18 protein-coding genes and 2 tRNA genes are annotated in these 24,703 nt (G+C 31.3%); 6 read left to right on the top strand and 14 right to left on the bottom strand.

Translation table 11 applies throughout. The annotated features are described in order from the left end of the window. Window position 1: 1 nt before the first annotated feature. From Q0776_RS01390 to cyoE, 5 genes are all read right to left on the bottom strand, one after another. Window positions 2-649 carry a hypothetical protein gene (locus Q0776_RS01390; protein ID WP_298363892.1) on the bottom strand — a complete coding sequence of 216 codons (648 nt, stop codon included), beginning with the start codon at window positions 647-649 and terminating at the stop codon, window positions 2-4. Window positions 650-730: 81 nt separating this feature from the next. Beyond that, window positions 731-1,087 carry a cytochrome C oxidase subunit IV family protein gene (locus Q0776_RS01385; protein ID WP_298363886.1) on the bottom strand — a complete coding sequence of 119 codons (357 nt, stop codon included), beginning with the start codon at window positions 1,085-1,087 and terminating at the stop codon, window positions 731-733. A 19-nt stretch (window positions 1,088-1,106) separates the two neighbouring features. Continuing rightward, entirely contained in the window at window positions 1,107-2,087 is a 981-nt protein-coding gene (locus tag Q0776_RS01380; protein WP_298363881.1) for a cytochrome c oxidase subunit 3, read from the bottom strand. A gap of 54 nt (window positions 2,088-2,141) precedes the next feature. Beyond that, entirely contained in the window at window positions 2,142-2,723 is a 582-nt protein-coding gene (locus Q0776_RS01375) for a cytochrome c oxidase subunit 3 (protein ID WP_298363878.1), read from the bottom strand. A 4-nt stretch (window positions 2,724-2,727) separates the two neighbouring features. Beyond that, complete coding sequence (gene cyoE / locus Q0776_RS01370; RefSeq protein WP_298363874.1) at window positions 2,728-3,633, bottom strand: heme o synthase; 906 nt, start codon at window positions 3,631-3,633, stop codon at window positions 2,728-2,730. Window positions 3,634-3,814: 181 nt separating this feature from the next. Here cyoE and Q0776_RS01365 point away from each other — a divergent pair. The 3 genes from Q0776_RS01365 (at window position 3,815) to Q0776_RS01355 (ending at window position 7,511) form a co-directional block, all read left to right on the top strand. After that, window positions 3,815-3,886: transfer RNA gene (locus tag Q0776_RS01365), tRNA-Gly, on the top strand. A 22-nt stretch (window positions 3,887-3,908) separates the two neighbouring features. Then, window positions 3,909-3,994: transfer RNA gene (locus Q0776_RS01360), tRNA-Leu, on the top strand. Window positions 3,995-4,193: 199 nt separating this feature from the next. Beyond that, window positions 4,194-7,511 carry a chondroitinase-B domain-containing protein gene (locus Q0776_RS01355; protein WP_298363873.1) on the top strand — a complete coding sequence of 1,106 codons (3,318 nt, stop codon included), beginning with the start codon at window positions 4,194-4,196 and terminating at the stop codon, window positions 7,509-7,511. 97 nt (window positions 7,512-7,608) lie between these two features. Here the strand turns inward: Q0776_RS01355 and Q0776_RS01350 are convergent, their stop codons facing one another. The 8 genes from Q0776_RS01350 to Q0776_RS01315 all read right to left on the bottom strand — a co-directional run bounded on the left by Q0776_RS01350 (window position 7,609) and on the right by Q0776_RS01315 (window position 20,041). Continuing rightward, on the bottom strand, window positions 7,609-10,488 hold the full coding sequence (locus tag Q0776_RS01350; RefSeq protein WP_298363872.1) for a DUF5060 domain-containing protein: 2,880 nt from the start codon (window positions 10,486-10,488) through the stop codon (window positions 7,609-7,611). Between the two features lie 88 nt (window positions 10,489-10,576). After that, complete coding sequence (locus tag Q0776_RS01345; RefSeq protein ID WP_298363870.1) at window positions 10,577-12,247, bottom strand: glycosyl hydrolase family 28-related protein; 1,671 nt, start codon at window positions 12,245-12,247, stop codon at window positions 10,577-10,579. A gap of 12 nt (window positions 12,248-12,259) precedes the next feature. Then, window positions 12,260-13,993, bottom strand: a complete 1,734-nt coding sequence (locus Q0776_RS01340) for a family 43 glycosylhydrolase (protein WP_298363868.1) — start codon at window positions 13,991-13,993, stop codon at window positions 12,260-12,262. A 2-nt stretch (window positions 13,994-13,995) separates the two neighbouring features. Further along, window positions 13,996-14,691 (bottom strand): DUF6250 domain-containing protein, encoded by a 696-nt coding sequence (locus Q0776_RS01335; RefSeq protein ID WP_298363867.1) that lies wholly within the window; start codon window positions 14,689-14,691, stop codon window positions 13,996-13,998. A gap of 11 nt (window positions 14,692-14,702) precedes the next feature. After that, window positions 14,703-16,277: a sulfatase gene (locus Q0776_RS01330; RefSeq protein WP_298363864.1), complete on the bottom strand. Its 1,575-nt coding sequence runs from the start codon at window positions 16,275-16,277 to the stop codon at window positions 14,703-14,705. 18 nt (window positions 16,278-16,295) lie between these two features. Then, entirely contained in the window at window positions 16,296-17,846 is a 1,551-nt protein-coding gene (locus tag Q0776_RS01325) for a DUF4955 domain-containing protein (protein WP_298363861.1), read from the bottom strand. A gap of 3 nt (window positions 17,847-17,849) precedes the next feature. After that, window positions 17,850-19,016: a glycoside hydrolase family 88 protein gene (locus Q0776_RS01320; protein WP_298363859.1), complete on the bottom strand. Its 1,167-nt coding sequence runs from the start codon at window positions 19,014-19,016 to the stop codon at window positions 17,850-17,852. 11 nt (window positions 19,017-19,027) lie between these two features. Then, window positions 19,028-20,041, bottom strand: a complete 1,014-nt coding sequence (locus Q0776_RS01315) for a LacI family DNA-binding transcriptional regulator (RefSeq protein WP_298363858.1) — start codon at window positions 20,039-20,041, stop codon at window positions 19,028-19,030. Between the two features lie 119 nt (window positions 20,042-20,160). Here Q0776_RS01315 and kduI point away from each other — a divergent pair, with 119 nt between their 5' ends. After that, the gene (kduI, locus tag Q0776_RS01310; RefSeq protein ID WP_298363856.1) at window positions 20,161-21,003 is read left to right on the top strand and encodes a 5-dehydro-4-deoxy-D-glucuronate isomerase; all 843 of its coding nucleotides are present in this window, start codon (window positions 20,161-20,163) and stop codon (window positions 21,001-21,003) included. Between the two features lie 21 nt (window positions 21,004-21,024). Next, window positions 21,025-22,200 carry a DUF4861 family protein gene (locus Q0776_RS01305; RefSeq protein ID WP_298363855.1) on the top strand — a complete coding sequence of 392 codons (1,176 nt, stop codon included), beginning with the start codon at window positions 21,025-21,027 and terminating at the stop codon, window positions 22,198-22,200. A gap of 106 nt (window positions 22,201-22,306) precedes the next feature. Here Q0776_RS01305 and Q0776_RS01300 read toward each other — a convergent pair whose 3' ends face one another. Further along, complete coding sequence (locus Q0776_RS01300) at window positions 22,307-23,719, bottom strand: S8 family serine peptidase (protein ID WP_298363853.1); 1,413 nt, start codon at window positions 23,717-23,719, stop codon at window positions 22,307-22,309. 164 nt (window positions 23,720-23,883) lie between these two features. On the opposite strand from Q0776_RS01300, the gene Q0776_RS01295 reads away from it, so the two are divergent. Continuing rightward, window positions 23,884-24,585 (top strand): sulfite exporter TauE/SafE family protein, encoded by a 702-nt coding sequence (locus Q0776_RS01295; RefSeq protein ID WP_298363852.1) that lies wholly within the window; start codon window positions 23,884-23,886, stop codon window positions 24,583-24,585. The last annotated feature ends 118 nt before the right edge of the window (window positions 24,586-24,703 follow it).

The following is a 24,703-nucleotide window of genomic DNA, read 5'->3' as shown; positions in this document are numbered from 1 at the left end:
ATTATATTTCTCTTTTTCTTCTTTGTTCCTTTTCTTCAGATTTTTTTAATTGATAATAGATAATATCAATATCGTCTTTCATTTTATTTTTTAACGTAGAAACCGATTTCATATTATATCCATATAATTTCCCATCGGCGGTATCGTCGTCATCTTTTCTTCCTCTTAAACGAAGCTCCATATCAATTATAAAGGCATGTTCAGAATATAAGTTATTGTTTAAACTATAGGGGCTAGAAAAGCTTTCAAATAATTTATGGATGTTTTTAGAATCTGCATAAATAAAATTCCATTTACTTATATTGGTAAATGCAGATAATTCATCAATGGCACTTTGATATTTTTGTTCTGTTCCCTTTGGTAAAATTGCAACTATTTGAAAGTAAGGTTTTTGATAATATCTTTTATATATAGTTTGGTTTAGATTAAACATACTTCCTTTCGCAGTATTTATGTCATCTCCTAAAAAACAAACAATAGATAATTTATCGTTAAACGTTGCTGAAGAATTATTTTCTAAGGTATTTACGTTAATAACTTCATCAGTTAAAATTGGCAGATTGGAATATTTATAAATTCCTTTTGATAAAAATAAATAAAAAGCCAAAGGCAAGATAAATAAGCTAAATAATACCCAAAATTTTTTCATTGTGGTTTTTTTCAAAAATAAAAAAAAGGTGGTTAATAAAACCACCTTCTTCATTCAAATATTTTTATATTTTTAGTAAATTTAGTAATTCCACTTTACTAGTGGTGATAGTACATCATTTATGTAACTTCCTTCAATTAATAAAAGTGTAGCTAAATAAATAATTAAAAATACTGCGGTCCAAACTACGGATCTTCTCAAACTTTTAGTTTCATCTGCCATATGCATAAAAAACCAAGTAATGTAATATGCTTTTACAATTGTTAATACTAAGAAAATGATGTTTAAAGGACTTGTTCCTAGAATTTTTGTTAAATGCAAAGAGTCTGGTTTTATTATCCCTAAAATAACTTCAACAATAGTTATAAAAGAAAGTATTCCAAATACTTTCCAAATTAAAGCTGTGTGCGATTTATGTTCGTGTGCGTTTGCTGCCATTTTAATATCTTTTTAAAAATTATACTAAGTAGAAGAATGTGAATACAAATACCCAAACTAAATCTACAAAGTGCCAATACAATCCTACTTTTTCAACCATCTCATAATGACCTCTTCGCTCATAAGTTCCTAAAATAACATTAAAAAATATAATAATGTTTATAATAACTCCAGAAAGAACGTGAAATCCGTGGAAACCTGTGATAAAGAAAAAGAAATCTGCGAATAATGTATTTCCATATTCATTAACTTTTAAATTAGCTCCTTTTACAACTGCATTTGCATTGTTTAAATAAGACATTGCATCTGCTCTTGAAATTATTGTTTTTGCCTTTGTTTCAGTATTAATAAGTTCAGTTCTTATTGATAATTCTGGATGTGCATTAAAACCTTCAATAACTTCTTTAACCGAAAATGGGGCTAAAGTTGATTCTTCAACAAACCAAAGTCCTTTATCTCTTGTATGTTGTGCTCTTTCTGAATGCGAGGATTTTACGAAGCTCTCTAAGGTTACTTGGTGGCCAGAAGCATCAACAAATTGAACAATTTTTCCGTCGTTTAATTGAACAGCTCCATATGAACCTCCAATAAAGTTTTTCCATTCCCAGGCTTGTGAACCTAAAAATATTAAACCTCCAATAATTGTAAGTAGCATATAAAAAGTAACTTTCTTTTTATTCATTTGATGTCCTGCATCAACGGCCAAAACCATTGTTACGGAAGAAAATATCAATATAAAAGTCATTAAAGCCACATAATACATTGGAGCATGAATGCCATGTAAAAAAGGGAAATGCGTAAAAACTTCGTCGGCAATTGGCCAAGATTCAATAAATTTAAAACGCATTAATCCATACGCTCCTAAAAAGCCTGAGAAGGTTAGTGCATCGGATAAAATGAAGAACCACATCATCATTTTACCATAACTTGCACCTAATGGTTTGTTCGATCCACCGCTCCAGGTTTTTCCATTAGTTTCTGTAGAAACAGTTGCTTCCATATAAGTTTGTTTTGATTTTTTAGTTATAGTTGCGCCAAAAATACATTATTTTTTTTATCTAATGAAATAGAAGAAAAAAAACAGGTATATCCATAGTATATCAACAAAATGCCAGAATATAGCACCAAGTTCTAATCCTAATGAATCTTTAGACGAATATTTTTTATTAAAATGATTTATAATTACTACCAATAAAACAATTATTCCTGCAAAAATATGTACCAAGTGAGCTAACGTTATTCCATAAATGAAAGACGATTTAACTGTGCTTTGTGCTCCTGCAAAAACTAACCCGGCATTAAATAATTGGTTAAAACCTTCGAATTGAAAATATACAAAACCTAAACCTAGTACTAAAGCTGATAATAAGGATGCAGTTGTTAATTGACGATTGTTCTTTTTTATAAAGTATTTTGCCAGAATAAAAGCGATACTACTTAAAACAATTAAAATTGTACTTGTGTAAAAAGCAATTGGTAAATCAAACGAAACCCAGTCGTTTCGTTTTCTACTAACAACATAAGCACTGGTTAATCCAGCAAACATCATTGTCATACTAATCATAGAAACCCAAAGCATAGGTTTTGCCGATTTTCTTTTAGCTTGTTTATATTCTTGTTCTAATGATTGTCCCATTTGTTTAGTGTAAAAATTTATCTGCTACGTAAATTACTTGAATCAAGGTAATATATAAAACACTTGATAGCATTAACTGTCTAGCTTCTTTATTAGTTTGATGTTTATACAATTTTATGGCATAATATAACATTGTACTTCCTAATGCAACTAAAATTATTGCTGTAATAGGGTAAATATAAAAACTTCCGGTTATTTTTAAAACAGGAATTATAGAAACAATTATTAAACAGATAGTATAAATAATAATTTGTATAACAGCTTTTTTATTTTTTTGTCCCATTGGCATTAAGTTAAACCCTGCTTTTTTATATTCATCATATTGTAGCCAAGCAATTGCCCAAAAATGTGGGAATTGCCAAAAGAATTGTATTAAAAATAACATTCCTGGCTCAATTGAAAAATCATTGGTTGCCGCAACCCAACCTAACATAAATGGTATTGCACCAGGTATTGCGCCTATAAATACAGATAAAGGTGTAACCGCCTTTAAGGGCGTGTAAATACTTGTGTAAAGAAAAATAGAAATAGCACCAAATAAGGCACTCTTAGGGTTAATACTATATAAAATGGCTAAACCTGCAATTGTAAAAGAAATTGCGATAACCATTGCAGTTGAAACATGCATTCTACCGGTTGGAAGTGGTCGATTCATTGTGCGTTTCATTAAAGCATCGGTATCTTTCTCAATAATTTGGTTAAATGCATTAGATGCTCCAACCATTAAATAGCCACCAATTGCTAATAAGGCTAAAATGGAAAGTTCAATTTTTTCGACTGCCAATAAATAACCAGCCAAAGATGAAAAAACAACACTAAGTGATAAGCCAACTTTTGTTAATTGTTTAAAATCGTTAAAAACCGAAGTAAAACTTACTTTATTATTAGTAGAATTTGATGTTATTTGCATTAAGTTTTATTAATAATTACTGCAAATATATTTTTTTATTAGAGAATTACAACCTAAAAATAAGGAGATTAAGAAATTTATTGAAATAATTTTAAAAAAAGTCTTTGTGGTTTTGATAATTGTATTAAATTTGCACTCGCATTTGGGGTAATAACCAAATGATGTTCTTTAAAATATGACTGCGAAAGTAGCTCAGGGGTAGAGCATCACCTTGCCAAGGTGAGGGTCGCGGGTTCAAATCCCGTCTTTCGCTCTACAATATATAAAATACCAATGCTCGAGTGGTGGAATTGGTAGACACGCTGGACTTAAAATCCAGTGGACTGTAAGGTCCGTATGGGTTCAAGTCCCATCTCGAGTACAAAACTCTTGATAATCGTTTGATTTTCAAGAGTTTTTTGTTTTTATAGATGTTTATTTTTTCTGAAAATTCGAACTCTGAATTTACCAACTCAATATTTTAAAATAATTATTGAAATTGTGTTATCAATTATAATTTTAATTGGTAGAATAAAAAATATGTTGTAATTTGGTTTACCAAATTGGTTAACCAAATAGATATGAATAAAATATTATATTTCAATCATTTTAATTTATATAATCTTTCTTTAAAAGAATTAAGTTTTAAACAAAAACTTACAGCACTTTTATATAAGAGAAAAAGTTTATTTTTAAAATCACTTATCTTATATTTCTTGTTGATCTTTTTTTTGTTAGTCTCACAAACTTCAATTTCTCAAACAATTTATAATATTAATAATCCCGAGGCATTAGAAGATCAGTCTTATGTACCGGGAGATGTAATTATATTAGCGAATGGTGTTTACGATTCTGATGATCGAATTGATTTTGTTGGTAATGGAACAGCCGATAATCCTATTACTTTTAGAGCAGAGTCACCTGGTGGTGTTGTTTTTACAGGTGGTTTAAAAATGAATATTGGTGGAGATTATGTAGTTGTTGATGGCTTTCACTGGAAAGGTGGCTATGGGGCTAGTAACTTCATTCAATTCCGAAATGGTTATGATTATGCCAATCATAGTATAATGCAAAATTGTGCTATTGATGGTTTAGGAGTTGAACCAAGTGAATTAGCAGAAGATTTAGCAGATGGTCAGATTTCAAAACAACGATGGATTGTGCTGTATGGAACTTACAACACAATAATAAACTGTTCATTTATGAATAAAGTAAGTGCTGGCGCTTTAATTCTTGCAGAATATGCCTACAATGCAACACCAGATGACGGTGTTACAAATACTCGTTGCGAATTTGTTGGACATACAATTAGCAATAATTATTTTTATAATTTTCAAAAAATGGATGATATTTATGCTGAATGGGGAGGAAATGACTTGTCTAATGCTGGTGATTGCGAAACTATACGAATAGGTACCAGTGAATATCAAAATGTAAATAGTGGTGCCACAGTTACTAACAACTACTTTGTTAAGGCCGATGGCGAAAATGAAATTATTACTAATAAAAGTAAAAACAATACCTATATTAATAATACTTTTAGAAGCTGTAGAGGTTCTTTAGTACTTAGACATGGTTCTAATGCTACCGTGGAAGGCAATTACTTTTTAGGTGAAAATGTTGACGGTACTGGAGGGGTTAGAATTACTGATAGTTACCATTCTATTACAAATAATTACATTCAAGATTGTATTGCTGTTGTTAATCAAGCTAAGTGGAATAATGGTATTACATTTATAGGTGGAAGTGCTAATTCAGCTATTGATTGTTCTACTACAAGTGGTATTTCAAACGGATATCAAAAAACTACGGATATTAATGTATCAAATAATACAATAATAAACACCAATGCTCCTCTGTTTTATAACACGGATAAAGGATCAACAGATCCATTAGGAAATATTACAAATAACTTAATTTATTTTGCCGCAAATAACACTAATATATCAGATGTTATAACGGGGGAATATTCAGTTCTTGGAACTGCACTAACTTATACTGGAAATGTTTATAATGGAACTGATTTAGGAACTACCAATACAGGTTTTTCTAGGGAGACAAGTATTACAGCTACTGCTGATGGTGAAATTTTTAGTTTCACTGGTGCAGATGGTAAAGGTGCTAATATGGGTGAATACGAACCTACAACCGATGCAATGGTTGGCTATGGAATTGGTGCTTGTTTTTTAGATTATTCAGGAACAAATATAACTGATGGTGATTGTACAATTGAAATACTAGAATCTTTAACCGTTGGTAGTTTACCAACACTTGCTCCAGAAGCAGGAAGTTATAACGTTTCTGTTAATGCTAATGTTAGTTGGACTTCAGTATCAAACGATTCTTGGATTTCTATAGATACTAATTCTGCAACTGGAAATGCAATAGTTTCGATTACAGTTGCTGAAAATACAGTAAAAACTGCCAGAACTGGGTCTGTAACTTTTACACAAGATCCAGGAGGTGATGATATTGTAAAAACATTAACAGTGAATCAAGAACCAGCAGATGTAACATCCGGACTTATGCTAATTAATGATGGATCCGAAAGTGATAATGTAGTAGTATATTCTGTATTTCATGAAGAAATTACCTCTTCTAAAAATAATATTGCTATCAATAGTTTAGATAAAAATACAAGGACACAATGGTCAGGTAATAATGCAATAGATATTGCAGATATTAATCCTGGAACAAATGTAGGTGAAATTATTTATGACTTAGGAGGAAGCTTTGATTTACAATTAGTAAACTACATGTCAACTAATGGAAAAACATATGAATTTAAAATTTTAGTATCTTCTACAACTGCAGAAGATGATGCATTCACAAATCCATTTGGAGAAGATAATTTAGTGTGTTCAACTGAAAATAGTGAATTCACAAACTTTCTTTTACCAACAGCGGCATTAGGAACAAAGTATGTAAAAATTATTGGTTTTGGTCAGCCAGCAAGACCAAGTACTTGGAATACAATTGTTGAAATTGAATTTTATGGAGCTTCAATAGCAAGTACAGACGACGATGATAATGATGGCGTAGAGAATGATTTAGACCAGTGTCCTAATACACCAGCAGGAGAAGGTATAAATGCAAATGGTTGTGGAGAAAGTCAGTTAGACGAAGATAACGATGGTGTAATGAACAATGAAGATCAATGCCCTAACACAACATCTGGAGCAAATGTAAATGCTGTAGGTTGTTTTATCCTTCCAGATAATAATTTTAAAATTGAAACCGTTAGTGAAACGTGTCCAAATAAAGGTAACGGAAAATTAGAAATAACTGCTGTTGAAAATTTAAATTACAAGGTAAATATTAAAGGAACTGATTATAGTTTTAACAATAATTTAGAAGTTGACAACCTCACTCCTGGAACTATTGATATTTGTATTTCAGTTGAAGGTGAAACTTTTGAACAATGTTTTGTTGTAACCATTGAGTCAGGAACCTCTGTTTCAGGTAAAGCAACTGTTATTTCAAACAAAGTTAATGTTGAAATTTCACAAGGTACAGCTCCATACAACATTTTTGTAAACGGTGCCGAAGTTTTTCAAACAATGAATACCTCTTTTTCTGTTGATGTTTCTCATGGAGATTTTGTTCAAATTAAAACAAATGTGGATTGTGAAGGAGTATTTGCGAAACAAATTAATTTGTTAGAATACATTACGGCATATCCTAACCCAACTAAGGGACAGTTTGAAATTGCCTTGCCAATTGATAAAAAAGAAGTTATTATTGAATTGTATAACATGCAATCTCAACTTATTTCATCAAAATGGTATTCTGTTAATTTTGGTAAAGTACTGCTGAATATTGAAAATTTAACGAGTGGAATTTATTTTGCAAAAATTCAATTAGAAAAAGTTGAAACATTAAAAATAATTAAGGAGTAGCTTTTTAAACATATTGTCAATACACAAATTAGAATTAAAAAACGCCTATATTTTCAGAGAAAATATAGGCGTTTTTTAATATGGTAAAACTTATTCTTTAATTATTATTTGGATTGAAGTTTTTATCTTTAGTTAAAATAAATTTATCAAATTCAAATCCATCTTCACGCATAGAAAAAGAAATAATATGTTCTCCTTTTTCTTTAATTTCTAAATAAATATTTTGAGGTGTTCCGCAATGATTTTCAGGGACTCTTTGTGCAGATGACCAAGTCCAAGTATGTTTCCCTTCACACAACTGAATTCTGGAACCACTTTCAGGCCATTTTTCATCTAAGCCAACGTGTAAACCATTATCTTCTGGTCCACTCGAAAAAGCACGAACCCAAACATAATATTTTCCAGGTTTATTAATTTTTACCTTATAAGATACTACACCTCCAAAACCAGATAATGGGAAAAAATTCTCGCCCGAAATAAGTTCGTCCTCGTGGGTTACTCGAGTGTCTGGTAAAGCTTCAATATATTTTTCTCCACTTGCCGAATTAGCATGATTTTCCAATTTTGAAAAAGTCTCAGATTCATTTTTAGAACGAACTTCCCAATTTCTCAATGTTCCGTTATTCGATTTAAAATGAAATGCTTCCGCTTCAACTTCAATAATTCCCTTTTTTTCCATAAAAGGTTTAACATTTTCTAATTTAGAGGTTAATTGAAGTCCACCACCAGGAATAAATATTAATGATTTCCATCTTCCACGCGACCAAGCTGTTTCATCATTTTCAGGAATTTTTCCATTTGTTTCAGCGGTTGAAGCTATTTCTAAAATATCATTTTTCTCTAAATAAATGTATCCTAAATTGTGATCTTCTCCTTGCATAGACTCTGATGTTTCAGAATTGGTTACCTCTTTTACTGTAGACCCATTTACCAATATTTTATAACGAGATTCACCATCATTTTCAGCTATAGTAGTAAACATTAATTTGTAAGTGCCGCTTTCACCTTTAAAAATGGTTTTAGCTTTTGCAAATTTAGCTCTCTGATCTTTTTTGCCAGCATTTATTGCCAAGGCTTTATTCGATTTATCAATGTAATAAATGGCTTCAGAAGTTTGGTCAATTTCAAAATCTGAAGTTGCGCTTAGCTTAATTTTTTCAAATTTTTGCGAAGTAACTACTGTTTTTTTATTTGAAGAATTACTTATTAAAGCTACCCAATCTTTGTTCTTGTTTGGGGGTAATCCTATAGAAACCAAACCACCACCTTTAATAGATTTTACACTACCTTTATGAAGTTCTCCGCCAGTTCTAGGGTTGTACCATTTTATAGAAAATTTAGAATTGCTTCCAAAAAGATTTAATTTTGTTTCTTTAATTTTTGGCAAATAAACAACATATGTTTTTCCATTTTCAGCTAATACATAATCATCTAAATTATCCGTTAAACCATTTGCTGATTTCATATTAGAAAAAGGAACATATTTTTGAAAAAATTCTATAGTATAACGTGTTTGATCCCATAAAATATCTCTTGATCTCCAATCTTCACATTGTAAATCGTTATGTGCATATTTATACCCAAAATACCATTCAACACCTGCTCCACCAGCCATTAAATTTCCCCACAAAACTTCATGTCTAATTTCATTATGCTCTGGGTCATCTGCGTCTGGTTTTGCGCCTGTATCGGCTGGGCCAATTTCGTCCTGACAAACCACCCATTGTTTTCCAGCTTTTTGAGATTCGTTCAACCATTTAACAATTAAACGATGTACATCTTTTGGGTGGTGGGTTTGCATTGATGGTCCGTCTAAATAATCGTAACCTAATAATGGATTTAAAAAAGGATCTTGAGCTTTAGGATCGGCATGAGTATGCAAGGCAATAAAGCTTTTATAAGGATCGTGCGTTTTAATGTATTTAGCCATGGCTTTTCGATCTTTATCATCTTGCCCTTTTGGAGTCCAACTTAAAGGTCCGTTTTCTTCGCCTAAATTCCAGGTAATTGCTAAATGGTGCGAGAAACGAGCAATTAATTCGCGGTAATACAATTTACGTTGCACGCCTAATTCACCAATATCTAATAATAATTCGTTTTCGGTTTCTTGAGTTACAATATGAAGCATTAAACCTAATTTATCCATATGATCAAATACAACTTCCCATTGATCTAATTTACTGCAATCAAAACGATAACGTTCGTTAATATTATTCCAAGGCCAAACATCATTTCCATCACCTTGTACACTCATAGTTAAAAAGTAAACCGAATTCATGCCTTTTGAAGCTAAATAATTTAGTGCTCCAATTATATTTTTCCCTTTTCCATTTTGCCAAGTTGGATCACCGTTTTTCCAATCTTTTGCGTGTGCTTCGTATTTGTGAGAAGGTGGTGTTTGATCAAAATCATAATAACCTAAAAAGCTTTCAGGGCTATCTGCTCCACCTTTTAAAAAGTATTCGTTGGTTTCTTCAAATTGAAGGTAACGTTTTCCAACATAATTTAATCGTCCCTTACTTCGAAAATCGCGACCAGTTTTATCTGAATTTATGATGTTAAAAGCTCCACTTATACCATCGAATGAAACGGTTTCTCCTGCATTGGGATCATCATTAATTGCAATTTCATTTCCTTTTCTAAAAGAAACACTATAATTCCATTCACCAATTTCATCTGGCGTAAAACGTACTTGCCAAATATTACCTTTAGTTGCGCTGGTTTCTGAAGCATTTCCATCGGCAGCATAAAACCCGGGAATTACATAGGTTTTGTTTTTATTTCTAAAAGTTACATTTAAACGGTAGTTTAAAAATGGGTTTTCTGCATCATTTTCTGTTAATTGTTCCCCCTCAAAACTGAGAGTAACTTTATGCCATTTCTTTAATTCTCCACTTATTTTAACATTTTGATTTTGAGCTAAGCTAGTATGTGAGATTAAAATGAAAAGAAAAAAAATATTAATTATTTTATTCATATCTAAGTTATATTTAATTAATGTTTGTATAACATCACACAAAAATGAAATTTTTCTTTGAATTATTTTTGTAGAATGTACCCGAATTTTATTCTTTTATTCTCATTTTTAATTGAGTTTCATACAAATTGACCATTGGTTTTTTAGTATTCAAGCCTTCAACATAAATCCACTCATCGCTTCTGTCCTTAAAACTATGTTCAATACTTAGTTGTTTTTCTGGGTTAGAAGAATAAACTCCTACTAAAATACTACGCAAATATTGTTTATGGCAATCTATATGTAGTTCATTTTTAAACTTAATTGGATCTCTCCAAATCCAAGAGAAAAATATTTCTTGAAACTCACCATCTTCCCAACCTTCCATTGCAATATTCCAAAAAGTATTGTATTCTCCAGAGTGTGGAATATTTTGTGGTGCAGCTCCACCAGCAATTTGTTTTACATTAATAATGTTTTCATACAAGTTATACATTGGTGGACAAAATCCTGCATCTGCCATTCCGTGTAAATCTAAAGGAGTAGGAAATTTATAGCTAATATTTCTATAAACATTTCCAAAGGAACAGCCTTCTAAACCAGGACCGTGAGTAACTTCATTTTCAACTTCAATATTTTGAACCAAATTATCAGATGAATGATACATTTTTGGCGAATAATGACCAATTTTTCCAGTAATTTTAATGTCTTCAATAGTTACATTTCTGCTATTTACTAAATGTGTTGTTTGCGTGTAATTATCAATATGAATATCACGAATCCAACCGTGAGCAACACGATGTAAGTTTATTGCTCCCCAACCATAATCCATTTCTCGGTTACCGTGATGCTTGTAGTTTCCGTCCCAAGCACTTTCGAATTTAAAATGTTCCACACCAATATTTTTAAGCATTCGCATTTTGCTAATAGTTGGGTTGTATTTTAATAATAAATCTCTACGAGTAGGTTGTTTTAATTCAATGTGAGAATCATCAATAATTTTAGCAATTTCTAAAGGGTATTGAAAAGAAGCTGCTCTTTGAATTCCAGCTTCAGAATAACTTTTTTGAAATTCTTCAAACTTCAAAGGATGCATTAAATCATTCATTAAATTTCCATCATCTGTTGTGTTGTTCAATGCAATTAAAATAATATCTCCTTCGTTTAAATCTTTTGTTGAATTTAGTTCTAATATAGAAGTTCCAGCTTTAACGTCTTGTTTAATTTCAGAAAAAACATCTAAATCTTTAACATTAAAAAATGATGATGTATCGTGTAAATTTAAGCCCGTATGAAATACAAAAGGAGATAACCACGGACTGTTATCCTCAGCTTGATGTGTAGAACTTCCACTAAAAATAATAGTTCCGTTTTTTGTTGAACCAGAACCACGCAATACAATATTGCTATAGTTTATTTTAACAATATCGGTTTTTGTAGAATCTGTATTTACTAAAAATTTCCCTTTCGGAAAATAAACAATTCCGCCGCCATTTTTACCTGCTGTTTCAATAGCTTTATTTATGGCATTTGTGTCGTCAATTTCATCATTTGGTATGGCTCCAAAATCTGTAATAGTGTATGTTTTTCCTTTAATTGTTGGAATTTCTTTTTCGCCATAAGCATAACCTGCGTAGGAATAATCGGGTAGGTTAGAAGCTATTCCTTTTTGTTTGAATTGTTTTAATATTTCTGGTTCCCAAATGTTTTCTTCTGAAGATTTTTTAGCACAACCAAAAAATAAAATTCCTGTAAAAAATAAGAATACAAATTGTTTCATAATAACCTATTGTTAGTTGATTTCAATAATTTTTGAACCTTTTTTAATACCGTTTTCATTAAAAGTATCAATGGTAAAATAATATTTTTGAAGTTTGTTTAAGCTTCTAATTGTTAAGCTGTTGTTCTTTAAAACTTGATAGTTATGGTACAGTTTTTCAGGATGTGTACCGTATCGAATATTGTAACCCAAGGCATTTTTATCTGTATTCCAATTTAAATGAACTTGGCGTCTATCTTCTTTATTTCTTGTTCCAGTTAAAGTTCTTTCAAATTGAGGTAAATTTCCTTGTCCGTTTCCAAACACTCGGAAATCTGATAGTGCAAATTTTCCACTTGGCGTATAATAATTGGTAATTTTTAAATAACGAGCTTTAGTTGTAGTTTCTAATTGAATGTAATTATGCGGAACATCAGCTTTGTTTTTTGTTTTATCAATTAAGGTATTCCAAGTTTTATTGTCTAAAGAATATTCAACCAAAAACTGTTGATAAATATTAGGTTGTCTATTAAAAAGTTCGGTGTCTTGCTCTGCAAAATTGACTTGAACGGCATTAATTTCGACCTCTTTTTCTAAATCTATTTGCAACCATTCTCCTTTGTTTCCAGTTTCTGCACTCCAATAAGTTCTAATTTCTTCATCGGTAGCTAATTTTTTTGAATGGCCTTCCAATTCAGAAGAAACTTCAATAGATTTATTATAAGAAAGCAACATCCAATTTGGAAAAATATCGTCAATACTTTCAATTTTTTTCTTCGGAATTATAATTGGAAAATCACCTAATCTAGTGTTTGAATACAACACTCCATCTTTATCAAAAAATGCAGGATAAAAGCCAATACGTCTTTCAAATTTATCTTTTACTGAAATTGTAATGGTTCCAACGTGCCAAAAATTCCCATATTTATCTTCAAAAGTACTTCCGTGTCCTGCACCACAAGCAAAGCCTTCTGGCTTGTAAGCAAAAGAATTATGTTTAGCAAGTGTATATGGTCCTAAAGGATTTTCAGACTCATAAACACCATCGCAATACGATTTTTCTCGAGTTCCTGGCGCTGAATATTGTAAATAATATTTTCCGTTATGTTTATTCATCCAAGCGCCTTCTAGCCAAGGAGAAACTTCAGTTTTTGTATTATAATCTCCTCGAATTTCCCACCCTAAGTTTTCAGGATTAGGAAATATAAGCTCTTGTGTTTCGCCAATAAATTCAAATGTAGTTTTATCAATTTCAACACCATAAATCGGATTTTTATTTGAGCATCCCCAATATAAAAATAGCTTATTGTCATCATCTAAAAAGAATGCCGGATCGGTCATTGGAACCTTTAAACCATCTTTTACTAATTGCCATTTTCCGCCTTTTGGATTGGCAGATTTGTAAACTGTATTTTTTTTACCGTTTGAAGCTAAAAAATAAACTTCATTATTTAAAACAATGGCTGTTGGAGCATATTCTTCGGTAGGAATTTCGTTGGTTTCAATAAAAGTCCACTTTGTTAAATCATCCGAGAACCAATATCCTCCAGATTTTGAAGCAAATAAATAGTAGGTGTCTTTAAATAAAATAACAGTAGGATCTGCAGCTTCTCGCCTTGAAACACCATTTGGCATAAACCTATAACTTAAATCCATAGGATTACAAACTGTAGATAATTGCTTTTTTTCAATCTTTTCAATTTTACATTGTGTAACTATGAAAACTATTAAAGCTATAAAGCCAATACGTGTTATTAATTTTGACATTTTTAAGGTTTTGTTATGTTGAAATTATCAATCAATAAGTGGTTTTTATAAGATCTGAATCCGAAATAACCAGACCTGTACAAATTTTTGTCTTCAATATTGTAAACTAAGTTGTTGTTGCAAAAATATTGAGTGCTATTTTCGGTAACCACTATTTTTATGTGATTTACTTTATTTGGGGTAATAAGGAAATTGGGATTGTTTAAATCGTGTTCAGGTTTTAAAGGTCGATCTCCATTTCCAAAATGTTTTCTAAATCTGGTTTTTGTATTGTTATGCCCGCCATAACCAACATAGTATAAACTTAGTGGAAAGTAGTTTGAAAACACACCCCCACGTTGTTCCGAATTTTTAAAGAAATCTATATTAGTTGGGTCATTTGCCATCCAAAAACAATTCATGTCAGCAACTCTATCATGTTTACCGCCATTGTCTACAACAGTAATATTATATTCAATGGTTAAAGGAGCTTGTAATTTATGCTTAAACCAAACCACCGCTCCATTTCCTTGCGAAATTTCTAATTGTTTGTTTTTAATTTCAACAAATCCATCTTCCATTTGCTCAATAACCCAATTGTCTAAATTTTTGTCAAAGCCATCAGCATACAGCACTTTTGTGCTAGTTTCACAACTTATAAAAAAGAATGTTGAAACCAATAATAAAACTATGCGACAGCTGTTTTTAAAATGGATCATTAATGAGCTAGTTAACTATTTGGATACGGAATTAGGTTACTATATTTTTTTTGTTGAAACCAAGGGTCGTTAGACATTTTTAATTTTTCACCTAACGATTTTAATAGTTTATTTGAAATTTCAGGCAGTGCTTTTAAATCAATTTTATTTAACTGATATGGGTCATTTATATTGTCGTACAAATAAGCTTCTGAAATTTCGGTTCCTTTATCTGTATCCCATTGTTTTTTATTTTCTTCTAAACACAATGTATATTTTCCAGAGAACACACCTCTAGAATTTCCTAACATTATTAAAACGTCTTCTGGTTTTTTTACTGAATTATTTTTTGGATTTAGAAGTAATTCAGCAAAATTTGTTCCTTCCACTTCCGAAGGAATTTGATTTGACAATCCTGCTAATCCCATAGCGGTTGGCAATACATCAGTTGCTCCAAACAACACATCTGTAATATCAGCTTTTAAACCCTTTGGCCAATGAACAATAAATGGTACAGATAGCGATTCTAATTGAAACGAATTTTTACCAGTTCTACTATGGCTACCTAACATTTCTCCGTGATCGGAACTAAACATAACAATAGTATTATCTAACTCTCCCATTTTTTCTAATTCATCAATAACTTGTCCAATGTAATTGTCGGCACTAGTAACGTTTGCGTAATAATGGCGTGCATAATTAGCAACTTTTAAATCGGCATTTTTTCTAACTACTAACTTGTTGTCAATTTCTGGAAACTTATCTGTATCATAATGCTTGTGTAGAGTTTCCATATCTGTATTTTCATCATCCCAAGGATTATGCGGTGGATTCATAGACCAAATCATGCAAAATGGTTTGTCTGCATTTCGTTGACCGTTTTCATTTTTTAAGTACTTAATAATTTTTTCAGCTTCATTTTTAGCTGAAAAAACTTTTGGTAAGTGTAATTCACCATCTTTTTTACCTTCAATTGTACTTGGATCGTTTGAGTAAATTCTAGGATTAAAATGCTCGTCTTTTAAGGCTTGGTAAAAGTATTCGATATTATGACGTTTTCCTGGCGGAATATAAGTGTCGTATGTATTTACATAATGCCCTCCCGGTGCTTCTGTAGTACCTTGATAGTTTCCATTTTCGTCAAATAAAGGTTCAGTTTTTAACCAATGACATTTTCCGAAGTAAGAAGTGTTATAACCAGCTTTGAAAAATAAATCTGGAATGGTAGCAATATCATCTTTTAAACTATGCTCTCTTCCTTTTTTACAGTTGTTCCAAATTCCGTTTTGCTCAGGATACATTCCAGAAAGCATCATTCCTCGGTATGGGCTACATAACGGGTAATTACTTACTGCTTGGGTAAAAACCACACCGTTTTTTGCTAGTTTATCAATGGTTGGAGTTAACACAGGATCTGGTTTTCCAACTACGTGTTTTTTATAGTTTTCTTCGCTCCAAAAACCAGCACTATATCGCCTTAATTGATCTGGAAAAACAATTAATATATTTGGTTTTTTTGTAGTAACAACAACCTCTTTTTTAACTTCGCTTTTGCAACTTAACAGCAGTAATGAAATAACTATTAGTAATGTGTTTTTTAGTTTCATTTTATTAGAATATAAATGCTAATTTTTTTCTTTTGAAATCCAGTTTGGTAATTTACCTAGTCGAAGTTTTAATTGTTCTTCGAATAAAGATTCTGGTTTTACGGGGGTTCCATTGCTTTCTACAATTTGAACTTCATCTTTTTTGAAAGTTGTTCCAGCTCCGTGAAAACCAACAATTATAGGCGGTACATTTCTCCAATACCAAGAGTTGGTTGCAATAAATCTGAAATCTTTTTCAGCCTCATCGGTTTCATTATAATTCCAAAAAACTAAATACCTTCCGTGATTTGGTAAACTTTGAATGGCTCCACCGGCTCTTCCTGCAAAAAATCCTCCTTTTACATTATCTAATAAGGTACAACGTGGTTGAGATGCGTGCGATTCATAACAAGTGTGTGATGGATATGTACATCTCCAAATTACAGTTCCGGTAGTGCTTCCACCACCAACACCAACGGAATGATGCATACCAGCCTCATCATTAATTTTTGCTAATAAAATTCCTGTTGAACCATTTGCAGCGTGAATTGCCGCGTGACCAATATTGCCTTTAATTTCAACATTTAAAACAGTGCAGGCAGCAGATGAAGAAATACTTGCAGCATTGTTCACATTTTTAAATGTACAGTTTTGAATCCAAGAATCTACAGCATCTGAAAGACTTAAAATGCTCCAACCACCATCGTGCTGTGCGTTTTTATGATGAACAAACTTTTTAGTCCAATTACCTTTAAAAGTTAAGTTTTCAAATCCAACGTGATTTACGTGTTCAAATTTTAAAATTTCCCATCCATATTTTGATTCAATATCATAATGAATTGGAGAAACCAATGTTATTGTTTTTCCTTTTACTGAAGCAACTTGATGACGCTCATTTACCATAACACCCTCATTTAAAATTTTCTTCCATTTTTCATGTGGTTCTAATGGACCAATATCAGATTTGATGAGTTCTTTACTATTGTTTTTTACTTTAACTATTATCCAATCTCCTTTTTTAATTTTTGAAGCATCTTCAACTTTAATAGAAAAAGTTTCGCGTTTTGAATCTCCAATTATTTTAGTGATGAATTTATCATTTTCCTTAGCTTTTACTTTAATTGCTGAAGGACAAGACCATAGTTTATTTGGATCAGTTGGAGGCAAATCTTTGTCAAAAAATAAGATGGTATTTTCTTTATCTTCACCTCTAAAAACAATCTTTGAAGACTTGATTTCAATAATGCTTATGTCATCATTTTGAGTATTAATGTAATACTTTCCTTTAGGAAAATACACAATGCCTTCTCCATATTTTTCAGCAGCTTTTATGGCTTTTTTTATAGCATTTTTATCTGAATTTAAATCATTTGGAATAGCTCCAAATTTGGTTACATCAAACAGTTTGTAGTTAACAGTTGGTATTTCAACTTCGCTATATTTATAACCTGCGTAAGAAAAATCGGGTAAAATTGCTTCTTTTCCAGTTGTTTTTGAAGATTTAAAATCAGCCCAAACTTTACTAGTTTGAGCTTTACAACTTAAAAGACTAAAAACTAACCCAGTTAAAAAAATATATTTAAAGTTCATAAGTTATTTTTTTAGTCTAACTAAAGCTTCTAAATAATAGTAATCAGCATAATTCAGCGGCACATCAATTTCATTTCCGTGAGGAATACTACCAACGCTATGTTTTAAAATAAAATGGTTGTTCTCTCCAACCTCAGCAGTGTATTTGTCAGAAGCCAACGATATCATTATTTTATCGATTGCAGGTTGATAATTATTGTTAGAAAAACTATCTAACTCAATTAAGGCAGAAGCAGTAATGGCAGCAGCTGAAACATCTCTAGGTTCATTAGGAATGTTTGGAGCATTATAATCCCAATATGGAATTCCATCTTCTGGAGTTCCTTTGTATTCAGTAATAAATTTTGCAATTTTTTCGGCTTGTTCTAAGTATTTTTCATCTTTTGTATATCGGTAACAAACTGTGTAACCGTATAATCCCCAAGCTTGTCCACGAGCCCAAGCACTTGTATGTGCAAAACCTTGTGCAGTATGTTTATTTCTTACTTCACCAGTTTCAGGGTCGTAATCTATAACATGAAATGAGCTATTATCATCTCTAAAATGATTTTTTAAAGTTGTATTTGCGTGTGCAATTGCAATGTTTTTATATTTATCATTTCCAGTTAATTTTGAAGCTTCAAAAAGCAATTCTAAATTCATCATGTTATCAATAATTACTGGGAATTTCCAACCTCTTTCCGCTTGCCAACCACTTGTTACATCCCAACTTTTAATGCAGCCAACATTTGAATTAAAACGTGTACTCAAAAAATCGGCAGCTGTTGTCATTACATTTTTAAAATCTTTGTTATTTGTTAATCGATAACCATTTCCGTAAGAACAATTAAATACAAACCCTAGATCGTGATTGGTAGTTTTATATTTATGTTTTTCGAAAAGAGATTGAAATTTTTCAGCAGCTTTTTTCCATTTTTCATCGTTTGTTGCTTCATATAAATACCAGCAACTTCCAGGGAAAAAGCCTTCAGTCCAATCGAATCTTGGATTTGTCCAATGTATTTCTCCTTCGGCAGTTACGGTTCTTGGAATTTTATTTGCAGCATCAGCATCTTTTACTAATAGAGTAAATTGTTGGGCGGCTTTATCCAATTCACTTTCATTTTTTGATGAACAAGAAATAAAAAGTGTTAAGGCTAAAAGTATTAGAGTTGAGTTGAGTGTTTTCATATTTGGTTCTTTTATTTTTTTATTGATGAATTTCTGATTATTAATTCTGGTTCTAATATTTTGGTTTCATTTATACTAGATTTATTGTTTATCTGTTCAAATAATAAAGTAGTGGCTACTTTACCCATTTCAAAATCTTGTTGGTTTACAGTTGTTAATGAAGGTTCTATTACAGCCGAAATAGGTTCATTACTAAAACCAACAAATGCTATATCTTCTGGGATTTTTATATTTTTAGTTTTTAAATATTGCATAGCACTTATAGCTGCTTTATCATTTGCAGAAAAAACGGCATCAACTAGTGGAAGTTTTAGTACTTTTTTAGCATTTTCAATTCCATCATTTTCCATTAAATTAGATTCAATGATATATTCCTTCCTTAAAGGAATATTGTGTTTTTTTAAAGCAGCTTTGTATCCTTTACATCTTTTTTGGTATAGAGTTGTGGACTGAGGTCCTGAAAAATGAACAATATTTTTACAACCATTTAAGATTAAATGTTCTGTTGCTTCAAAACTAGCCTTAAAATCATTAATAATTACGTTAGTATTTTTATCAACTTCGCAAGGTCTATCAAAATAAATAATTGGAAAACCGTTGTCTATATAATTTTTAAAGTGACTATAATTAGTTGTTTCCATAGAAATTGAAATTAAAATACCATCAACTCTGTTGGCTAAAAGTGTCTCAACTAATTTTTTTTCTCTTTCATAATTATCTAAAGATTGACAAATTATAACATCGTAGCCGGCATCATAGGCTGTTTCTTCAATACCCGAAATAACGGCAGCAAAAAAATGACGAGAAATTCTAGGGACAATAACACCAATTGTATTGCTTCTATTTGTTCTTAGTTTTGAAGCTAAACTATTGCGCTGATATCCTAGTTCTTTTGCTTTTTTTAAGATTTTAGTCTTTGTTTTTTTTGAAACACGTGGACTGTTATTTAGAGCTCTAGAAACGGTGGAACTATCAATTTCTAATGCTTTTGAAATATCATGAATTGTTATTTTGCCTTTTATCATTATTACTTTATTCGAATGTGGAATTTAATATTCAAATATAGTATTTAATATTTAAAATACAATCGATTGTATTTTAAATATTAATTTGTACTTTTACAACAAAATAAAAAGAATTAAATATGAATACAAATTACGAAGTAAGATATGCTTCTAGTCCAGATGCAGTTAAAAAATATGATACACAGGCACTTAGAGATGAGTTTTTGGTAAAGGATTTAATGATTCCAAATGAAGTTAAGTGGGTGTATTCGCATTATGATAGGTTTATGGTTGGAAGTGCTGTGCCTTCAAAGGAAAGTCTTGTCTTAGAAACTTTAGACACTTTAAAATCTGAAAATTTTCTTGATAGAAGAGAATTAGGGATTATTAATATTGGAGGATCAGGATCTGTTAATGTTGATGGCGTAACTTACGAACTAGATCATAAAGAAGCATTGTATGTTGGGCAAGGAAATAAAAGTGTAGTTTTTGCTAGTAATTCTGTTGACAAGCCAGCGCAATTTTATTTGAATTCTACTCCTGCTCACAAAGCATTTCCAATTAAGAAAATTGGAATTAATGATGTTGAAGTGGTTGAATTAGGTTCACCTGAAACAGCAAATGCTCGTACATTAAGAAAATATATTGTAAATAGTGTAGTAGATGTATGTCAGTTACAAATGGGTATGACCACGTTAAAATCTGGAAGTGTTTGGAATACAATGCCAGCACATGTGCATGATAGAAGAATGGAAGTATATTTTTATATTGAAGTGCCAGAAGATCAAGCAGTTTGTCATTTTATGGGACAACCAAACGAAACACGTCATATTTGGATGGCAAATAACGAAGCTGTAATTTCTCCGCCGTGGTCAATTCACTCGGGTTCAGGAACCAGTAACTACACATTTATTTGGGGTATGGCGGGTGAAAACCTTGATTATGGCGATATGGATATGTGCGCAATTAATGAAATGAGATAGCTAAACTTTTAAATTTTGCTAATGAAATTTATTAAATTCATATTTACTTTACTAAGTTTTTTATTGTTTGTTTGTTGTACAAAACAAGACAAATCAAAGTTTATTTTTGTTGAAAACTTATTAAAGATTGATAGATCTTTTGAAACAATAGAGCTAACAAAAGAATTTTTAAAGGTTGAAGATTTATCAACAATTGGAATTAGAGATAATAATTCTAAAGAAATTCAAATATCACAATTAGTTGATATTGATGGTGATGGAGTAATGGATCAGTTGTTGTTTCAGCCAAAAATTGCAGCTAACTCAAAGGTAAAGTTCGAAATTATAACCGTTTTAAAGGAAGAAAGGCCAATTTCAAATGAAATTTGTTACTCTCGATTTGTACCTGAAAGAACTGATGATTACGCCTGGGAAAATGATAAAGTTGCATTTAGAGTATATGGACCAACTGCTCAAAAAATGATTGAAGATAATATTCCTGGAGGTACGCTTTCAAGCGGTGTTGATGCATGGCTAAAAAGAGTTGAATATCCAATAATTAATAAATGGTATAAAAAACATTCAGATAAAACAGGAACATATCACGAAGATACGGGTGAGGGCTTAGATAATTTTCATGTTGGTGTAAGTAGAGGTGTAGGAGGTATTGCTATAAAAAAAGATAATTCTTACTATTTTTCAAAAAATTACTCTAATTGGAAAACCATAACCACAGGGCCAATAAGAACAAGTTTTTATTTGGATTATGAAGATTGGGATGCCGCCGGAAATAGCATACAAGAATCTAGAATAATTTCCTTGGATAAAGGTAGTAACTTTTCAAAATTTGAAATTTCAATAGAAGGAACAACAACAATTGCTGCAGGCTTAACATTACACGAAAAAGATGGTGTTGTTTCTGGGAATAATAAAAATGGATGGGTGAGTTATTGGCAACCACATGCAGATTCAGAATTAGGAACTGCAATTATTGCCTCAAATGAATATTTTGTTGATTTTGAAAAATATGATGTTGATGCAAAAGATTTAAGTAATGCTTATGCAAACTTAAATGTAATTGATAATAAGGTTGTTTATTATGCTGGGTTTGGATGGAAAAAAAGCAATCAATTTGAAAATCAGAAAGAGTGGGAAAGTTATTTAAACGACTTTTCAATGAGACTTAAAAGCCCTTTAATTGTTCAAGTTTCAGAATAATAACTTACAATTAGACTATAGTTATTATTTTTAAAAATGAGATTCTAAGTTTTTTAAAAAAATATAAAGCCAGAGAATTTAAATTCTCTGGCTTTAGTTTTAAATTTTATTCAGTAACTGCTCTATATGCATTTACACGACCCTTTCCATAAAAATCACTAGCGCCATTAGTATCAATTTTATCAGCTGTATTATAAAGTTGTTTCGCTACTTCATGTGGAGCCATTTCTCCACCATTTTTTCCAATAATTAATGCTGCTACACCTGCAACATGTGGCGATGCCATACTTGTTCCAGCTAACCAAGTATAACCTTCACTAACTGTACTATATACCATATCATACCACCAGAAATCATAAGGTGAATCATAATCACCTCCTGGAGCGGCAATATCAACTAATGAAGTTCCATAGTTTGAATAAGAAGCAAATTCATCTAAATTAGGTGTAGGATTGTATACCCAAGCAAAAGGAGCAGTTGCTGACACAGTAATGACATTGTTTAAATCGGCTGGCATTACAATTGCAGAGCCATTTCCATCAGCATTCATTCCCGAGTTTCCTGCAGAAGTTACTATTGTAACTCCTTTTTTATAAGCATAATCAATTGCTCTTTGCTGAGCATGTACTATTTCTTGAATATATTTTGATGGAATCTTTCCTTCATAATTTCCATCTTCATCATAAAATTTACCATTTTTATTTAAAGTAGTACCTAAACTCATATTTATTACGTCAGCACTATTATTAGCCGCATAAACAATACCTGCATTTATTCCTCCAAATGATCCACTTCCTGTATATTCAGATAATACTTTAACTGCAACTATTTCAGTCATTGGAGCAACACCAATTACTCCTCTATCATTATCGACTGCTGCAATTATACCAGCAACATGAGTTCCATGATTAATATATAATCCTGGTTGAATATTCCAATCCTCATTTGGTACAAATGATTTGGAAAGCTGGGTATTTAAATTAGGTGCTAAATCGGGATGTTCTGCATCAATACCGCTATCTAAAATAAATACTTTTGTATTACTACCTTGATAACCGGCATTCCAAGCTTCAGGAGCATCAATTGCATCTAACCCCCATTGAATGTTAAAATAAGTATCGTCATCACCAATACTTGCAGGGTTCGCCATGGGTTGAACATTAATAGGTTCGAGCCAATTAACAGTTAAATCAGGTACCACGGATCTCACACCTGAAATTTTTGAAACATTTTGTTCAAAATTGGGATTTGAAGATTTAACTATAGCTATTCCAATTTCTGGAATTGTACGTACAATTTCCCCATGTTTCTTAATTGAAAACTCGAGTTTATGTGATAAGGTTTCTGCCTGAGCAATTACCATAAATGAATTTTTACCTGAAGAATTTTTGGCTTGAAGAAAGGAATTTTCACCTTCGAGATCTATTGACTCATTAGTTGAAATAATTTCATTTAGAGATTCTGTTTGACAAGAAACAAGAGCCAAAATTGTAAATAACGATAATAATAGTTTTTTCATAATGATTTGATTTTAATTTAGTTAATTATTTATTTTTTCATAAAATTTCGGCTTAAAATAATAGATTTTCACTAAAATAGCGTAACAATTGTTTCAAAATTTGCATATTTTTTTTATTTAGATATCATTTTTAAGTAAATTTAGATACTATTAAATTTACCTAAATGGATTTAACTTTTCCTTTATTTGCAGGTGTTATTGCTGCAGTTTTACACGTAATTTCTGGCCCAGATCATTTAGCTGCAGTTACTCCGTTTGCAATTGAAAGTAAGAAAAAAGCCTGGAAAGTTGGCTTGTTTTGGGGAGTTGGTCATTTATTGGGAATGCTTTCAATTGGAATTTTATTCTTGTTGTTTAAAAACTTAATTCCAATTGAAAAAATTTCAAAACATAGCGAACAGTTTGTAGGAGTTGTTCTTATTGGCTTAGGTATTTGGATTCTCTTCAAAATTTTTAAAGAAGAACAAAATCACAATCATCTACATGTTCATAGCAATGGAAACCCAATGATTCATGAACATAAACATATGCATAATTTAGAAAAATTACACAACCACAAGCATCCAAAATTAAAACAAGGAATTATAGCTTCTGCTTCTGTTGGTTTTATTCACGGTTTAGCCGGAGTTGCTCACTTTTTATTGTTTTTACCAGTAATTGGTTTTGAATCTAAATTTGATTCGGTAAAATACATTGTAGGTTTTGCCATTGGAACATTAATTGCCATGGTTTCTTTTGCTATGGTTATTGGCCGTATTTCAGATTTCTCTAAAAAAGATCATAACGAAACATTTTTTAAAGGGCTTCGTTTAGCAGGTGGTTTATTTGCACTTATTATTGGTGTTTATTGGACCTTGGCTAATTAAGTTTTATCATTACACATGAAATCCTATGTCATTCAGAGTCTAAGCAAAGAATCTTATGTACTACTGCGTAAAAGATCTTTCATTTCGCTATTGCAACATTCAGAATGACAATAAAAAC

The sequence above is a fragment of the uncultured Lutibacter sp. genome (assembly GCF_947495725.1).
In the GTDB taxonomy this organism is placed as follows: domain Bacteria; phylum Bacteroidota; class Bacteroidia; order Flavobacteriales; family Flavobacteriaceae; genus Lutibacter.
This window is presented reverse-complemented; position numbering and strand designations above follow the sequence as displayed.